Below are 17,290 nucleotides of genomic sequence, written 5' to 3'. Positions count from 1 at the left end.
AGCATCTAGAGTTATTTGAAGTATTTTTTTGTATTTTACAAAAAAACCATGACAAATTCGTCATGGTTTTTTCATATAGCACGGCAAAAATCAACTCAATGCCTGCCAATCCCGAGTAAATACTGGGATAAACGCTATGAGTTATCTGAAGAAACAGATTCGAGACTACAGTCCAGCGCTTTTACAATATTATCTGCAAGATTCTGGAAACCGCGTTTTGCAGCAGTATCCTCTTCAAGCATAACAACAGGAACGCCTCGGTCTGCCGCTACTACTGTAGCTGGATCGAGCGGAATACCGCCAAGAAATTCGAGACCATATTTTTCAGCAAGCTTTTTACCGCCGCCTTTTTTAAACAGTTCGATTTCTTCACCACAGTGTGGACATGCAAGACCGCTCATGTTTTCAACTACACCGAGCACACTGGCTTTTGCATACTGAAGGAAGTTAACAGCCTTACGAACGTCTGCAAGAGAGACTTCCTGCGGAGTTGTAACAACAACAGAGGTAGCATCCGGGATAGTTTTGAGTACGGTCATGTGCTCATCACCAGTGCCCGGAGGGGAATCGATAAGCAGAAAATCAAGATCACCCCAGTTGACGTCGGAAACAAACTGTCGAATAGCCGCAGTTTTTTTAGGTCCACGCCAGAGCACTGCTGTGTCTTTATCTTTCAGCAAAGAATCCATAGACACAACATACAGATTCTCATTAACTTTAGCCGGATGCAACAAACCACCGCGATCAGATTCGAGACCTGTATCTTTAACACCGAGAAGACCAGGGATACTTGGACCGTGAATATCAACGTCCAGAATACCTACTTTAAATCCTTTCGCAGCAAGAGCTGTTGCAGTGTTTACGGTAACAGAGCTTTTTCCCACTCCACCTTTACCGCTCATAATGAATAACTTGTGACGGATTTTATCCAGCGTACAGTTAATCATTTCGTCCTGAATATTCTTTTTTGGGCTAGCTGGAATCTCTTTCCCCGGAGTAAGTTCCTTCGAAGAGGAGCAGCCACTGCAAGAAGACATGTTTGTAACTCCTTATATTTAATGACTACATAAGCAGTCTACTCAATCAGTCAAGCTATCGGGCAGACCAATATGTCATTATAACAATTTTATTACGAGAAAACCGGCTATTCCGAGTACCAAAGTTACAATCAAGACCAGATCAAACCGTTTCTCTAAAAAATATCGGGCGCGCTCGCCAAACACGTAAATTAAGGCTGCAATGGCGAAGAATCGCAAACTGCGGCTGAACACTGACGCAATCATAAATATGCCGAAATGAACCTTAAAAGCACCAGCAGAAAGCGTACAAAGCTTGTAGGGAATTGGCGTAAGCCCCGCTGCTGCTACTGCCCATGCGTTGTATGTGTCGTACCATTCTTTAATGCGAACATATTCATCCGACAGGTGATAAAAGCGAACTATCGGCATGCCTACGTAATCCATGAAATGATAGCCTATATAGTAGCCTACCGCTCCACCCAGTACAGAAAATATGGTACAGATTGTTGCAAAATAAAAAGCTTTTTTGCGCTGTGTAAGCGCCATTGGAATTAAAAGCAGATCTGGAGGAAGCGGAACAATTATGGACTCGGTAAACGCTATAAAAGCTAATGTCCACTTTGCTTTAGGAGATATTGCAGATCTGGAAACCCAGTCCATCAACCTAGCCATCATTTTCATTCAATTACCATCCGTGTGCACCAACAAGATCAACAAAGGCAACGCTGCCAAGCTTTTCTAACGTGATGTCACCGTTATTTTTTCGGATTCGCACAAGCTGCTGTGTTCGCTTTGCCCGTCCAACCGGTAAAACAAGAACTCCGGGGTCAGCCAACTGGTCAACAAGCGGCTTCGGTATTTCCGGCCCTCCGGCTGTCACAATAATACGGTCAAACGGAGCCTTCTCCGGCCACCCTAACGTACCGTCATCAAGTTTAAATTGCGTTGAGGTGTACCCCAGCTCAGCGAAAAGGGTAATTGCTGCTGTATGCAATTCCTTAATTCGCTCTACAGAGTAGACATGAAGCCCCATCGCGTGAAGTACAGCAGCTTGATAGCCGGAACCAGTGCCAATTTCAAGCACACTCATTCCTTCTGTTGCCTCAAGCGCTTCAGACATAAGCCCTACAATATAAGGTTGAGAGATAGTCTGCCCATACCCGATAGGCAACGCATTATCGTCATATGCATTAAGCCTCATGGCATCCTGCACAAACTTATGCCGTGGAACGGTACGCATAGCCCGCAGCACGTTTTGGTCAGTGATGTTTCGCTTTTCAAGTTGCTCGCGAACCATCCTCTCTCTGTTACGCTTTAAGTCGTACGGCAAAATAAGATTCCTTTAACGTGAAATAGTCATGGTCAGAAAAACAACCAAACGTTACACTAAATACCATATCTGTTTGGTTTGAGAAGCAGATTTTTCTGCACAAGTCAACCGTCATACGACGGTTTAATACTCTGCAACACCATATGAACATTGTGAAAATTTTGAAAAAACGGAGAACACTATGCTGCATGTACAAGACCTGATGTCCACAAATCTGTTCACGCTCAAAGAGTCCGATTCTCTCATGGCGGCTAAATCCTTAATGGAACTTGCACGCATTCGCCATATCCCAGTGGTTGAAAGCGGCAATATTTTTTTAGGAATTATAACACACAGAGACATCTTATCATCAACGCTGTCGAAACTTGCTGACGTTGAGAAAGACGTTCAAGACGAAATAGAAGCCGCAATTCCTGTTTCCGAAATAATGCGAACTGATGTCTTTGTTGTTGCACCAGACGCAAGCCTTCGTGATGCGGCGGAACTTCTTCTCAACCATAAGTACGGCTGTTTACCTGTCGTGGAAAAAGACAGGCTGGTTGGGATAATAACAGAAGCAGACTTCTTACGTCTGACCATAGATCTCATGGATGCTTTGGATACATAAAAAAGCGTACAATTAATACGGCAGTCGATAGTTTGACTTGTGAGATTACGCGTATCTGGGTAATGTCACATCGGCTGCTGTGCTTTTTTCCACTTTATTGAGTGCGACCATCAGGTGCCCACCAACGTCGGCATATTCACAACTCTCATGAAATAATCTATTTTTTGAGTCAGGGTTATCAATAACCATATAGTCGACGCACGCTTTCATACGTGTAAAGCTGCAAATGCACCAAGCAAAAAAACCTGTCTTAGGTCAAATATTTTATAGTATCTTATTCCACCACATTAACGTTGTACAAGGGACTGCCCATGGCGAGCCTTAAAAAAACCTTCTTTTTCATTATATTCTTATCATTTATTTGCAGCGGAGCTATTTTAGGATGGCTGTTGTTCAAAGACCAGCAAGGTCCTATAATTGCTGTTGATAAAGAGAATGCTCGAGTCAATAAAAATAGTACTGTCACTTTATCCTTGCATGATGTTACATCAAATTTAAAGAATTTATCTATTGCAGTTCGCAAGAATTCTAAAACAATACCATTATATGCCACCAATTTTCCACAAGGAAAAAAATCTATTACTCTCAGCGTTCCTCTCGCAAATGCAGCCGTTTCTGACGGTTCTTTTGAAATGCTGATTACAGCAACGGATACCTCATTAGCTGCATTCGGCAAAGGAAACACCACACGTAAAATTGTTGTAATGCGAATGGATAACACCCCACCTAGCATTACCGTAAAATCACTTCCGCCAAACATTTGGCAAGGTGGCACCGGTGTTATCGCGTATACCATCTCTGAGCCAGTCAATACTTCCGGCGTGAAAGTAAACGATATGTTCTTTCCTGGGTATAAACAGGCGGATGGAACATACATCAGCTTCTTTGCATTCCCACAAAGCATAGATAAAAAAGATTTTAATCCTACAGCTTACGCAATGGATATTGCTGGCAACGTATATGACCAGCCATTCTCCATTAATCCACTTTCTCGAAAATTCCGTCACGATAAAATTCGATTAAGCGATAGGTTCCTTAACTCTCAAATGTCCGCGTTTGCCAAAGACACTCCGCAAGCAACGACGAACCTTGAACGTTTCCTCATCGTTAACAGACAAATCCGTAAGAAAAATCGTGATTCGCTTGTCAAAATAGGTCGCCAGACTTCTTCTTCTATTTTATGGCAGGGTAAATTCTTACGTTTCCCTAACTCTGCCACACGCGCTGGGTTTGGTGATCGCAGAAGCTACATGTACAACGGCGAAGTCATAGATCAGCAGACCCATTTGGGGCTTGACCTTGCATCACGTAAACAATCCCCTATTCCTGCTGCTAACAAAGGAACCGTTGTCTTTGCAGGTAACCTTGGGATCTACGGAAACGTAGTTATTATAGACCACGGACTCGGCTTACAAACTTTGTATGCACATATGACTGAAATCAGAACAACGGTCGGATCAGTTGTAAACCAAGGCGACATCCTCGGTATTTCTGGTTCAACTGGCATGTCCGGCGGAGATCATCTCCACTTCGGCGTCATCGTGTCGGGTATTCCAGTAACTCCGATTGAATGGTTCGATCACCGTTGGATTCAGTATAACATTACAGACAAGCTCAATTTTGACTAATCCTTGTTCACAAAATAGCCCATGCGATCACCGTATGGGCTATTTTTATGCATACGTTTCGCTGTCATTTTTTTAACGGCTTACCGAAGCGTTAACAAACTTCTTACTTGGAGTTTTTGAACCTCACGCTATCGACAAAGTCTCAGCCAAGCTTAGCTGCAAAATCATTACTAAAAGCAAAATCCATATGATTAAGCAAACGATTCAATCTATAAGAGATTCTCAAATTGAAGTTATTTTTATCCCTATGGGTTCGGATATTACAATCGCAATCTATGGAGGAGAAAAACCCCATATTGGGGCAACGCTGACAAGCTATCTGGATGCCAACAACTGTCGGCAAAACCAAATGGCAACAATACCGAACCATAAAGAATATGTACTTGTCGAAAAAGTCTTGGAACATATTCAACCACACACCGACAACGTCATCACAATAATCTGTGGCTTACATTGGAAAAACATTAGCCACGATGAATTAGAAATTGTAGTTCAATCTGTCCTAATGACAATTGATTCTATGAGTAAATTGTTTTTCAACAATAAATAACCTGCCACTATGATGCATAAAAAGAGCTTCAATTCATTTTCGAATTGAAGCTCTTTTTTCTGCCTTCTTTTTTACTTTTCGAATGTAATTTTTTCGCCACTTTATTTTCTATATACAAAGCAACACCTTAATTCTATTTCAACATGAATTCATTTTCACTTGGCAGTTGCGTATAGAATTGCCCTTCAGTCATCTTCTTTTTGTTGCAATTGCCGTTACGGAAGTAACGAACTTGTATTAATTTCGATAAATTTAAAGTCAGGTGCTTTTTTCAGCCCATGCGATTATGTTAACTTGTAAAATAAATATTTATTTCATTGTTCCCTTTTTCAAAGCACGGGCATGCGGAATGCAGTCTTGATTAATTACTTCGGACACAACCTTAGCAAACTTTTCTCTTGAATATTCGAAGGCTCTGGAGTCTAACCTCTCACTCGGAGCGGGGTTAAATTCTAGTTGCTTAACAATCACCCCAGCACGAATATTTTCCGGACACACACTGTGCATAACTTCTAACGGCTGCGCTACAAACTCAGCAGTAATAACATCTTCTCCCGTCTGCTTTTCCCAAAGAATAAATTGAACAAAACTCGCAGGCGGGATGTCATTGTAGGCAAAGTTCTCTAAATCCCATTCCAGCCCTAACAGTTCAGCTACGTGTGCAATATTGGTATCGTGCCCCATGTACACTACACATTTGGCATTATTTGCATGCGGGTCAAAGTGTCTTCCTAAAAGAGAGTCTGCCATAGCGCTTAATATAGCGCTGCCTCGATCGCGGGCATACGGCGCCGCCCTATTCAGGCTATTAAAAATGGCAGCTCGTGCGACAAGCAACTGTGAAAGAATATCAGGGGTGATCTCTCCCCAACCCGGATATCTGTCTGGCCATTGAGCACTTTCGAGTAACCAGTTCTGAATAAGAGTTGCTTTTATTCCAAGAGCACCGCGTAAATTCACAGTCCGCCCGCTGTTCGCGAAATTTACACGCGGAGGTAGGTCTCTCAATTCGCAACTCTTCTCAATGCCATACTCCTTGCAAGTACCCTGCGACATTGCTCCTAACAACTCTGTCACAAATTCAAGCTGAGGAGAAAATTCATCTGCCAACTTGCTAAATGACGTCTCTACAATAGTAACAATATCGCTTTCGTCTTTCTTTCGAGAAGCATTACAAATTGTTCCACTGACAGGATGAAAAACAGGGTCAATTTTTTTGTCCGTAGTGACAAAATATGGCGGAGGACACGCTGGAGATATAGCGGAAGCGAAAGCAGCCGCACTTGTCTGCGTGCGTTCATCAATGTCGGCATGAATAAAGATATCATCTAGCGTCAAACAGTGCCCTTCTTCTCCGAGCAATGACTTGTAAGGCTCATACAACTCGTACTGTCGCCAAAACGCCACCATCAACTCTCTTCCTCTTCCTGTTAAAAAGCCGGGAGGAACCGGCCAAATTGGCCAACTGCGATGTGACCATTCAGCCAATTTTTCCATAGTCTGATTAGGTGCACGTATGCCGTGACGCATCAACACAACAATTTTTTTAACTTTTTTTGCAGACATATTTAAATCACTTTTTTGATGTTCTCTCTAACCGTAGTTTCTAACCACGAGTACGGAGTTACGAATGTTTTCATGGTATCATACAAAGGAGCGTTGTTGCCCTATATAACTAGAGGTGAGGTACATTTCTTCAAACTTTTTTTCGAAGTTTTTTGCGAATCAAAACGCGTTACAAACGGCAAGGAGATACCATGAACACACTTAAAGTAGGTGACCCTGCACCAGATTTTTGCCTTACCAATCAATCTGGTGAAGATATCTGTATTTCTGAATTTTCTGGAAAAGAGCGAGTTCTTGTCTACTTTTACCCCAAAGCCTCTACCCCTGGCTGAATCAAACAAGCACAGGGGTTGCGGGACAACCTCGATGCATTTGACTCCATGGGAGTTGCGATTCTTGGAATCAGCCCAGACCCAGTTTCTCGTTTAGAAAGATTTTCTAAAAAGCAGCTGCTCGCCTTCTCACTGCTTTCTGACGAGAACCACGAAATTGCAGAAAATTTTGGAGTTTGGGGAGAAAAAAAATTTATGGGAAAAGTATATGACGGCATCCACCGCATAAGTTTTATCATCGGAAAAGATGGAAAAATCGAAAAAGTTTTCAATAAATTCAAAACAGCAGACCATGCTCAGGTTGTGCTTGAATACCTGAAGACACATCCAGAATAAAAAAAGAGTGGAGCTTAAAACTCCACTCTTTTTTTAGCACCACACGGCACTGAACAAACATTCTTATCTAGTTATCATCACATAGTTTTTATGTACTATCTGCGATACAATTCCGGTATCATATCACGTTTTGATACTCACTTCAGGAGAGTGTATGCATTCACCATCAAGATTACAAAGTACTATCATAACTCTTGCTTGCACCCTGCTTATTCTCTTTGCAGCACGATCCGCACAAAGCATTGTTATTCCTTTACTACTTTCCATTTTCATTGCCATCATCATCACCGTTCCCATTGACTTTCTCAGACGGGGAGGACTTTCTACATTTTTCTCAGTAGGAATTGTTATTATAGTCACCCTATTTTTTGAAGCCGGAACTGCTCTGCTGCTGGGCAAAACAATCTCCCAATTCAGTCGATCTCTGCCAGAATATCAATCACAAGTATCAGGCATGGTTTCACGTACAATTGAATGGCTAAATTCCCACGGCATAGACATGTCTGATTCGGGAATTTCGGATACACTTAACCCAGATCTTGTTTTAAGCTTCGCAAATTCATTTATTTCTGGTCTTGGAAGCGCTTTGAGCAACATCACACTCATTATGTTCACCGTGCTGTTTATGCTCATTGAAGCACGAAACCTTCCACTAAAAATCCAAGCGATAGACAACAACAATGGTGGCGAGCTGCTTGATAAATACCGGTATGTTATCAAAAGCACTAAACAATACATTTCCATCAAAGCGCTAACCAGCATTGCAACAGGTATTCTTATAACAGTTGGCTTGAGTATTGTTGGGCTTAATTTTGCTTCCTTATGGGGATTTCTTGCTTTTGCACTTAATTTTATCCCAAATATTGGTTCGATAATAGCAGCTGCACCTGCCGTTTTGCTGGCAGGTCTTCAATTTGGCGCTGTAGAAGTTTTCGCAGTTATAAGTATTTATCTGATTGTTAATATAGTAATTGGCAATATGGTTGAACCAGCTATTCTAGGAAATAGAGTCGGTTTATCAACCTTGACTGTTTTTTTATCATTACTCTTCTGGGGTTGGCTACTCGGTTCCGCTGGAATGCTGCTTTCTATCCCGCTCACTATGGTTATTAAATACGGGGCAGAAGCGCATCCACAAACGCGATGGCTGGCAATATTACTAGCGCCCGCACCACAACCTCCCTCAGAAGAAGAATAGCTTCTTAGAAAAGTTACGCTAAAAAATACAACCGTTCTGCTCGTTGTACCGACCGATTTCCTGCACGTACTTACCAAAAAATAAAGGGAATTGCATGAATGATTCAATGAACAGATTTCAACTTCTCATCCGGTCAGAAATGGCATTGCTCCGTATACAAGCAAAGCGAATAGCAGCTCAGGCAGCTTGTAAAATAGTTGCATTACTTTTTGCCCTGCTAGCTTTGGGAATGCTTACTTTTGCGGGATATCAAGCATTAGCAGTACCTTTTGGCTATGCAAATGCAGCTTTAATTGTAGCATTGGTAGACGGCTTTCTTGCTCTACTCTTTGTACTTATATCCAATCGATCCAGCCGCAACACTGAACAAGAAAAAATGCTTAAAGAAATTCGCGAGATGGTCTATGGCGAATTTAATTCTGATGTTAACGAAATTAAAACAGAAATAAATCGTGTAACAACAGACATAAAGCGCACACACGACAGCATTGCAACTGTTATCAGCAGCTCAGGAGAGCTTATTGGCAGTATAACGCCAATATTGAGCTTCCTCGCCTTTGTCGTCAAAAAGCATAAAGAAAAAAAACAAAGTTGATTCAACAAGATTTATACCCATAACAAGTCATTCTCTAATACAAGAGCTCAAAATAACACATAGAATCTCAAAAATATCATTCATTGCTATCAATACACTGGAAGAGCACTCAGCAATCGAAACGTACATCTGCCTTTCACCCTCATAGGGAGCTGCAAATTTATGACAAAGTTGTATTAAATATTGCCCACCACAACTTCAAATGGTAGAAACATTGTCTATATCTATGTATCTGAAGACAATAAGGGGCAATCCTCATGAAAGTAGAACAAATATCCGTTTTTCTGGAAAACAAGGCCGGACGCCTTGCAGAAGTAACTAACACACTGGCAACGAATGAAATTAATATTCGTGCCCTTTCACTCGCTGACACAACGGACTTTGGAATTTTGCGCCTTATCGTAGATAATAGTGAAAAAGCAAAATCCGTGTTAAAAGACAAAGGCTTCACCGTAGGCAAAACCAACGTTGTCGCAGTTGAAGTAGAAGACAAGCCGGGCGGCTTAAACTATATCCTCGATACTCTTGGTAATAATGGAATCAACGTTGAATACATGTACGCATTTGTTCTTCCTGGTAGCACCAACGCCACATTAATCTTCCGTTTTGACAAAACAGATCAGGCTGTAGAAATTTTATCACAAAATAATATTCCTATTATCCCCGGCACCACGTTGCATTCTTAATTGACATTTTGTCAGCAGTAAAAAAGCCGGATTACTCCGGCTTTTTTTGTTTTGTAGCCATGTTCGACTCATACCTCCAAAACAACATTAGCGTCACAAAAACACAACAATACCAAGCTATAAGTTGATTTTAAAAAATGTAGAACAAGCTCCAAAGGAGAGTATAAATGGAATACATATCTGCATGTACGTTAGACTGTCCTGACAGTTGCTCTACCATCATAACCACTGATGAACATGGAAATTACTCAATAAAAGGTAACCCTGCGCATCCCGTGACACAGGGGTATACATGTAAAAAAGCCAAGCATGCTCTTTCTCGTATAGCATCCCCAGACCGTATTACCACCCCACTTATGCGCCAAGGATCTGACTTCATCCCTGTTTCATGGGAAACAGCACTTGATGCAATCACAGATAAAATTGAATCTCTTAGGGCAACTCCCGAACGCATGCTCCACTTACGAGGCTATGGCTTTCGTGGAATTCTTGCCGATGCCAGCCGATACTTTTTTAAACAGCTTGGAGCATCAGCTACACATGGAGCCTTGTGTGATAATGCCATCGTTGAAGCATGTACACTCGACTTTGGTGAAATGGATCAAAACAACGTCACAGAACTCCTTAATGCCGACTGCATCATAAACTGGGGGCGTGATGTCTTACGCTCTTCCGTACACACCGCGACTCTTTTAAAAGACGCACGTAGCAGAAATATTAAAATGATAAGCGTGTCTCCAATGTCACCGGAAGAAGGAAAGCGCATCCACATTAGCGACACCCACATTCAGATTCGACCAGGAACAGACCGCTTTCTTGCTGCGGCTATACTAAAACGGCTGGTTGATGAGCAAATCTCCAATCATATTCTTGAACGGACATCCAACGGCTCTGAGTTTGTGGCTTTCATCAAAACCCTTGATGAAAAGAATCTCCTTGAAGCATGTGGAGTTGAACCTCACGAACTGGAAATGCTCACAGAGCTCTTTAGCAAAGAGGATGTTGCTATTTCCAATATCATTGGTTGGGGATTACAACGCTACCGTTATGGTGGAGAAAATGTACGCTACATCAACGCGCTATGTATGCTTTCTGGAAATGTCGGTAAAAAAGGGGCTGGTAGCTATGGCGGGTTCAGCACGACCAGAAATTTTGATTCTAGCTGGCGTTCAGGGGGCAGCAATGCACGGACACTTTTATTACCCAACCTTGCAGATGAAATACTCGAAGCTGGGGATATAGAATTTCTGTGGTGCGACGGCTCAAACGCCGTCAACCAAGCACCGGATGCAAAGAAAATTGCAAAGGCGTTCCGAACCATTGGTATGGTCGTAGTTGTTGATGCGTTCATGAACGACACTGCAAAACGCGCAGATATTATTTTGCCGTGTGCACTCATCCATGAGCGGGAAGATGTATTCGGCTCATACTATCACAACTTCATTCAATACAGCGCCAAAGTTTTTGAGCCAAAAGGCGAGGCACGATCAGGGTACGACGTTATCCACGCCCTTGCAGACCGTCTGGCTATTCACCTGCCAGCTAAAGATGATATTTTAACGCAAGCTCTTAATACAGAATCTATTACCAGCCTTACCGCAAATCCGCTCGAAACAATCCGAAAACAAGGTTTCTTACCTACAAACCACCCACAGATTGCCTTTAAAGACATGCAGTTTGCGCATGCTGATGGTAAATACCGTCTGCCTGATTCCATATTACACGATGAACCAACACATGACGAAAATTACCCTCTTTCTCTTCAGTCGTTAATCAACAAGGATTATGAACACTCTCAAATCCCTGCTGAAGAACAGCAAACCTTGCTTAAAGCATATGTACACCCAGCAACATTAGCTCGATACAGTGTTACAGCAGAGAGCGAAGCTGAATTAATTTCTCCAATTGGGAAAATCCAAGTGCAGGCAATCGCAGACACCTCTGTACATCCAGAAGCTGTAATCATTCGCCGTGGTGGGTGGATGATGTTCAATCGTTGCGCAAACGCCATCATAGAACCGCACATTACTGACCTTGGGCAAAATGCAGCCTTCTACAGTCAGAAAGTAAAACTTCAAGCATTACTTTAAAAAAAAGCGTAAGTCACACGACTCACGCTTTTTCATTTATTATTGTCTCGTCCTAAAAAAGGCTCACAACAGCTAAAGTTATTACGAGAGCATCTTAGAATAAGAACTAACGTAACACAGCGTTATGGAAGAGTAACGCGGCTTGCTACTGGCATTCTCCAGCCAGTGCCAAAGGCTCGATCTGTAATACGCAATCCCGGGGCTGCCTGCCTGCGTTTAAACTCAGATATTTTCAAAAGCCAGAGCACCCGTTCGACGTCTTCTCGAGCATGCCCCTGCGAAATAATAGCTTCTTTGCTCAAACGTTCATCAATGTACTTACGGAGAATTGCATCAAGCTCTTCATATTCAGGAAGAGAATCTGAATCTTTCTGATCTGGACGCAATTCTGCTGAAGGGGCTTTTTCAATAATCTCAACAGGAATCTTTTCACCGTAATTCTTATTTACCCAGCGACAAACATTCCAAACAAGAGTTTTTGGAACATCAGCAATCACGGCAAGACCACCAGCCATGTCACCATAGATAGTGCAGTATCCGACAGCTAACTCGGACTTGTTGCCTGTTGTGAGCAACAATGCGCCAAACTTATTTGACATTGCCATAAGCAAATTACCACGAATACGCGCCTGAAGGTTTTCTTCTGTTACATCAGTGTCTACACCATCAAACACGGGGTTAAGAGAACCTAGAAACGCCGACAACATCGGTTCAATCTCAATTGTCTCAGTATGGATTCCGAGGCGCTTTGCAAGGTCGAGAGAATCGTCAATGCTTCCCTGACTGGAATATGGTGAAGGCATAAGGACACCAATTACATTCTCAGAACCGAGAGCCTCCGCCGCAACTGCCGCTGTAAGAGCAGAGTCTACTCCGCCGGAAAGACCAAGCACGACTTTTTTAAAACCGCATTTACGAACATAGTCACGGGTTCCAAGAACCAGTGCATTCCATGCCTGTGCTTCGTCGCTTGCATCATCTTGCTCTACCCGACCTGTTTTCTCTTCAATATCAACGAGTAGTACATCTTCTTCAAAAGACTTTCCTTTCCCTATGAGAGTTCCATCTGCGGCATATGCAAGGCTTTTCCCTGCAAAGATGAGATCATCATTGCCGCCAATCTGGTTGACATATAAAAACGGGAACTCATAATGACGAACCATAAACGAAAGCATTTCTTCACGTACAAACTGTTTACCTAAGGTAAACGGAGAGGCGGATAGATTGATAATCATCTCTGCGCCATCTTCAACAAGCCCTGCCAGCGGGTCCTGCGTGTAATGTCTGCGTTTTTTCCAGTACGATTTATCGTTCCAGATATCTTCACAAATAGTCACGCCGACTTTGCGTCCATTAATTGTCACAAGCCCACGTAGCTTTCCTTGCTCGAAATATCTGTTTTCATCAAAAACGTCGTAGGTTGGGAGCAACGTTTTATGCGCAACGATGGAATACACTCCATCTGCCAACAAGGCAGCAGCATTAAAAACAGGCTTACCCACACTATCTGGATTGTGGATTGGAACACCGACCAACGTAGGCGGCAAATCCTTTAACTGCGCAGCCAGTTCCTTTAAAGAATTCTGACAGCCATCGATAAAATCCTCACGCAATAATAAATCTCGCGGAGGATATCCACATACAGACAATTCTGGAGTCACACAAAGCTGTGCTCCGTCTTTTGCAGCTTTTTTTACTGCCTCGACAATCTTTTTTATATTGCCAGAAACATCACCCACAACAGGGTTCAGTTGAAGAAGCGCTACTTTCATTAGATAATATCCGACATAGAATAAAGTTTTCCAGCCTCACGACCAGCAAGCCATAATGCAGCACGAAGAGCACCGGATGCAAAAGTTTCACGAGAATGAGCATGATGAGTCACTTCAATACGTTCACCCGGTCCCATTGCATATACGGTATGTACGCCTACAACGTCTCCACCGCGAATAGTTTGAATACCGATTTCCTCTTTAGGACGTTCACCTATCATACCTTCACGGTGATAGTTGGCAACGGCATCCAAATCCCATTTTTTGGCTTCTGCAAGGCATTCTGCAAGACGCATTGCTGTACCGCTTGGAGAATCTTTCTTTTTGTTATGATGTAACTCAACCATTTCAAGATCATAGTCTTCACCGAGAATCTTGATAAGCTCTGGTAAAATTTGTGTAAGAGCATATACGCCAACACTTGTATTTGGTGCCCAAAACATAGGAGATGTTTTAGCCAGTTCTTCAAGCTGAGCACGCTCTTCGTTTGTAAAACCAGTAGTTCCCATTACAATCGGAGTAGTATGCTGTGCGGCAATTTTAGCATTTACTAAACTAGCCGCAGGAATAGTGAAGTCAATCACAACGGTCTTCGTATTATCAAGCTTACCGAGAACAGCATCAAGATCGTTTGAGACTTCACAGCCCCAATAGTCAAGCCGCTCTTCATGCCCTGCACGCTCAACAACAGCAGCAAGCACAAACTTATCGCTATCCTGTGCCATCCGCGCAATAGTAGCACCCATACGACCATTAGCACCCATTACAACTATAGATACACTCATGTCATTCCTCCGAATGTACGACGGTTATTCTTCCCTCAGACTTATGCCTTAATTCAAAGCAAAATGAATACGGAAGACAATCAGCCTTTAGCCAAACAAACTATGTTGCGACTCTGCTGATTGTTTTTTCTTTTTTGTTCCACCCTTCTTGTCTGTAGCTTGCTTTTCAACAACACTTTCATTTTTTGTAGATTCAGCAACCGTAGCGTATTTCTGTCCAAGCCCATCTAAGCCCTGTCCGGTTTGGTTCTCGCTTTCAGAAAGAGCAGGCTCAGCAGCAATCTCCGCCGCAACAGTCTCTACATTCTCTTTATCTACAGTAGCCAAAGCTTCATCTGTTGCCCGAAGAGGTTCTACGACAGTTGAAGGAGTCTCATCCGCTGCCGCCACAGCATCAGAGTCCACAGTTTCTGAAGATTCATTCTTATACATTGCTAAAAATTCATCTTCCGTCAAAATTTTTATCCCGAGTTGCTCTGCCTTTGCAAGCTTACTTCCGGCTTTTTCTCCTGCAATAAGGTAATCCAGTTTTTTAGAAACACTTCCTACAGCTTTCGCCCCTACGCTTTCTGCCATCTTTTTAGCATCAGCACGTTTTGTTGTGAGGGAGCCTGTAAATACAACTGTTTTACCTGCGAGAGGATGCTCCTCGTCTATTACCGCGGTTTCCTCTTGCCGAGGATTCAACCCTATAGCCTTAAAGCGCTCAAGCATTGCTTTGTTTGCGTCATTATCAAAAAAGTCGACTATAGACTCAGCAATCTCTGCTCCAACATCTGGAAGCCCTTGAAGCTCTGTTACATTAGCAAGAGCAAGTGCATCCAAATCACTATATGTTTTCGCCAGTACTTTACCGGTCTGTTCTCCAACGTGCCGAATTCCAAGTGCACATATAAATCGGGACAGAGGTGCGGCTTTCTTTGCTTCAGCAAGTGCAGCAACAAACTTTTGCGCAGAAACAGGTCCCATACCTTCAAATTGCATGAGATCAAGACGCTTCACTTCAAAAAGGTCTACAGGGTCTTTAACCAACCCTTTGTCTACAAGCTTCTCAACCCAGCTTTTACCGACGCCTTGAATATCAAGCCCAGCCTTTGAAACAAAATGTACAATTGAACGCTTAACAACCGCAGGGCACGTTACGTTGATACAGCGCCATGCAGCTTCACCTTCTTCACGCACTGCTTCAGAGTGGCACACAGGGCACTGTTTCGGGAAGACAAACTCTTTTTCAGAACCATCACGTTTTTCTACCAGAGCGCGGACTACTTCAGGAATAACATCGCCAGCACGCTGAACGATAACCATATCCCCTTCCATAAGACCTTTTGCCTGAATCTCATCTTCGTTATGCAACGTTGCACGGGATACAACAACACCGCCAACTTCAACAGGCTCTAGAACAGCCACAGGAGTTAACACCCCAGTTCGCCCAACTTGAATAGCAATTGACTCAAGTCTGGTAACAGCTTGTTGCGCAGGAAATTTAAATGCAATCGCCCATCGAGGAAAACGAGCAGTAAAACCAAGCGCGCGTTGCAATTCGAGATCATTTATCTTGGCAACCATCCCGTCAATTTCAAATGGCAATGAATCGCGTTTTTCACCCAGTTGCTCAAAGAGTGCAGTAACGTCTGCCGGACTTTCGCAAAGCTGCGCATCAGGCGGAACAGTAAAGCCAAGATCAGACAAGCCATTTATGATAGCTTGCTGTGTTTCCCATGGCTGACTTCCATCTTCCCATTCGACAATACCTATACCATAGGCAAGAAACATAAGAGGACGAGCAGCCGCAACAGAAGAATCTAACTGACGAACAGACCCCGCCGCAGCGTTACGCGGATTAGCAAACGTCTTTTTACCGTACTTACGTTGTGTCTCATTCAACTGTGCAAAAGCATCTCGTCGAATGACAACTTCACCTCGTACTTCGAGACGAGTCGGGATATTGTCCCCACGTAAACGTAGCGGCACATTTTTAATAGTTCTTACTGTATGAGTTACAACCTCACCAGAAGTTCCATCTCCCCTTGTCAGGGCAACAGAAAAAGAGCCATTCTCATAAATGATCTCCATTGCGAGACCATCCATTTTAGGATCAATCCAAAAAGACAAGTCTGCTTCTGCCTGATGACGTTTAATGCGATCCACAAAGGCTAGAAAGTCTTCTGCATTAAATGCGTTGTCCAAGCTGTACATACGCAGGCTATGATCTTGCGATTGTAAGCTTGGAAGAACTTCACCCCCGATCTTCATTGTCGGGGAGTCTGGTGTAAGCAATTCGGGGTATGCTTCTTCAAGCCCTTTCAATTCCCGAAACAGAACATCATATTCAGCATCTGTAATTTCAGGCGCGTCCTGAACATAATATAAATAGCTATGATGCTCTAACTCCTCTCGGAGTTGGGGTACTCGCTTTTGCGCTTCAGAAAGAGATAACGTGGTAGAATCAGACATACGACACCTTACTTTATCAATGCTGTTTTTCTGCATAAAAACACAGATAAAACCGAGCAGCTTGTTTACGAAATTTTTACTCACGCCGCAGTGGCAATATGGCGCATCTGCGACTGATTGTTTTTAAGACCCGCTGGATACTTTCCTTACCCTTTCTTGTCTACCCTTTGTAGTACCAATCACCGCACTTTCATACAGTTTCGCACACAAAAAAAGAGTGTAGAATATGGTGACATACCATAATATTCTACACTCATAAATATTGGGTAAACACAAATTTACTAATCACGGCATACAAAATGCTCTTTTCGACGCCTGTTTATATATATAAACAGACGT

15 protein-coding genes are annotated in these 17,290 nt (G+C 42.8%); 8 read left to right on the top strand and 7 right to left on the bottom strand.

The window, feature by feature from the left end:
• Positions 1–134 precede the first annotated feature (134 nt).
• The 3 genes from N4A56_RS12595 to N4A56_RS12585 all read right to left on the bottom strand — a co-directional run bounded on the left by N4A56_RS12595 (position 135) and on the right by N4A56_RS12585 (position 2,349).
• Positions 135–1,037 (bottom strand): Mrp/NBP35 family ATP-binding protein, encoded by a 903-nt coding sequence (locus tag N4A56_RS12595; RefSeq protein WP_293669545.1) that lies wholly within the window; start codon positions 1,035–1,037, stop codon positions 135–137.
• Between the two features lie 78 nt (positions 1,038–1,115).
• Complete coding sequence (locus tag N4A56_RS12590) at positions 1,116–1,700, bottom strand: VTT domain-containing protein (RefSeq protein ID WP_293669547.1); 585 nt, start codon at positions 1,698–1,700, stop codon at positions 1,116–1,118.
• Positions 1,701–1,704: 4 nt separating this feature from the next.
• The gene (locus tag N4A56_RS12585) at positions 1,705–2,349 is read right to left on the bottom strand and encodes a protein-L-isoaspartate(D-aspartate) O-methyltransferase (RefSeq protein ID WP_293669548.1); all 645 of its coding nucleotides are present in this window, start codon (positions 2,347–2,349) and stop codon (positions 1,705–1,707) included.
• A gap of 181 nt (positions 2,350–2,530) precedes the next feature.
• On the opposite strand from N4A56_RS12585, the gene N4A56_RS12580 reads away from it, so the two are divergent.
• From N4A56_RS12580 to N4A56_RS12570, 3 genes are all read left to right on the top strand, one after another.
• Positions 2,531–2,956 carry a CBS domain-containing protein gene (locus N4A56_RS12580; RefSeq protein ID WP_293669550.1) on the top strand — a complete coding sequence of 142 codons (426 nt, stop codon included), beginning with the start codon at positions 2,531–2,533 and terminating at the stop codon, positions 2,954–2,956.
• A gap of 311 nt (positions 2,957–3,267) precedes the next feature.
• Complete coding sequence (locus N4A56_RS12575; RefSeq protein WP_293669551.1) at positions 3,268–4,584, top strand: M23 family metallopeptidase; 1,317 nt, start codon at positions 3,268–3,270, stop codon at positions 4,582–4,584.
• A gap of 187 nt (positions 4,585–4,771) precedes the next feature.
• Positions 4,772–5,134 (top strand): hypothetical protein, encoded by a 363-nt coding sequence (locus tag N4A56_RS12570; RefSeq protein WP_295547741.1) that lies wholly within the window; start codon positions 4,772–4,774, stop codon positions 5,132–5,134.
• Positions 5,135–5,443: 309 nt separating this feature from the next.
• Here the strand turns inward: N4A56_RS12570 and N4A56_RS12565 are convergent, their stop codons facing one another.
• Positions 5,444–6,700 carry a histidine-type phosphatase gene (locus tag N4A56_RS12565; protein WP_295547738.1) on the bottom strand — a complete coding sequence of 419 codons (1,257 nt, stop codon included), beginning with the start codon at positions 6,698–6,700 and terminating at the stop codon, positions 5,444–5,446.
• 191 nt (positions 6,701–6,891) lie between these two features.
• On the opposite strand from N4A56_RS12565, the gene bcp reads away from it, so the two are divergent.
• The 5 genes from bcp (at position 6,892) to N4A56_RS12540 (ending at position 11,937) form a co-directional block, all read left to right on the top strand.
• Positions 6,892–7,368 (top strand): thioredoxin-dependent thiol peroxidase, encoded by a 477-nt coding sequence (gene bcp / locus N4A56_RS12560; protein ID WP_295547735.1) that lies wholly within the window; start codon positions 6,892–6,894, stop codon positions 7,366–7,368.
• 154 nt (positions 7,369–7,522) lie between these two features.
• Positions 7,523–8,566 carry an AI-2E family transporter gene (locus N4A56_RS12555; protein WP_293669557.1) on the top strand — a complete coding sequence of 348 codons (1,044 nt, stop codon included), beginning with the start codon at positions 7,523–7,525 and terminating at the stop codon, positions 8,564–8,566.
• A gap of 94 nt (positions 8,567–8,660) precedes the next feature.
• Entirely contained in the window at positions 8,661–9,161 is a 501-nt protein-coding gene (locus tag N4A56_RS12550) for a phage holin family protein (protein ID WP_295547732.1), read from the top strand.
• A 257-nt stretch (positions 9,162–9,418) separates the two neighbouring features.
• Complete coding sequence (locus N4A56_RS12545) at positions 9,419–9,847, top strand: ACT domain-containing protein (protein ID WP_293669560.1); 429 nt, start codon at positions 9,419–9,421, stop codon at positions 9,845–9,847.
• Between the two features lie 167 nt (positions 9,848–10,014).
• A complete protein-coding gene (locus tag N4A56_RS12540) occupies positions 10,015–11,937 on the top strand; it encodes a molybdopterin-dependent oxidoreductase (RefSeq protein WP_295547731.1) in 1,923 nt (640 codons plus the stop codon).
• 122 nt (positions 11,938–12,059) lie between these two features.
• Here N4A56_RS12540 and N4A56_RS12535 read toward each other — a convergent pair whose 3' ends face one another.
• The 3 genes from N4A56_RS12535 to ligA all read right to left on the bottom strand — a co-directional run bounded on the left by N4A56_RS12535 (position 12,060) and on the right by ligA (position 16,951).
• A complete protein-coding gene (locus tag N4A56_RS12535; protein ID WP_295547727.1) occupies positions 12,060–13,709 on the bottom strand; it encodes an NAD+ synthase in 1,650 nt (549 codons plus the stop codon).
• A complete protein-coding gene (gene dapB / locus N4A56_RS12530) occupies positions 13,709–14,494 on the bottom strand; it encodes a 4-hydroxy-tetrahydrodipicolinate reductase (RefSeq protein ID WP_295547724.1) in 786 nt (261 codons plus the stop codon). Before dapB ends, N4A56_RS12535 begins: the two co-directional genes overlap by 1 nt.
• An 87-nt stretch (positions 14,495–14,581) precedes the next feature.
• The gene (gene ligA / locus N4A56_RS12525) at positions 14,582–16,951 is read right to left on the bottom strand and encodes an NAD-dependent DNA ligase LigA (RefSeq protein WP_295547721.1); all 2,370 of its coding nucleotides are present in this window, start codon (positions 16,949–16,951) and stop codon (positions 14,582–14,584) included.
• Positions 16,952–17,290 lie beyond the last annotated feature (339 nt).

Origin of the sequence: Halodesulfovibrio sp. (assembly GCF_025210605.1) — a bacterium.
In the GTDB taxonomy this organism is placed as follows: domain Bacteria; phylum Desulfobacterota; class Desulfovibrionia; order Desulfovibrionales; family Desulfovibrionaceae; genus Halodesulfovibrio.
This window is presented reverse-complemented; position numbering and strand designations above follow the sequence as displayed.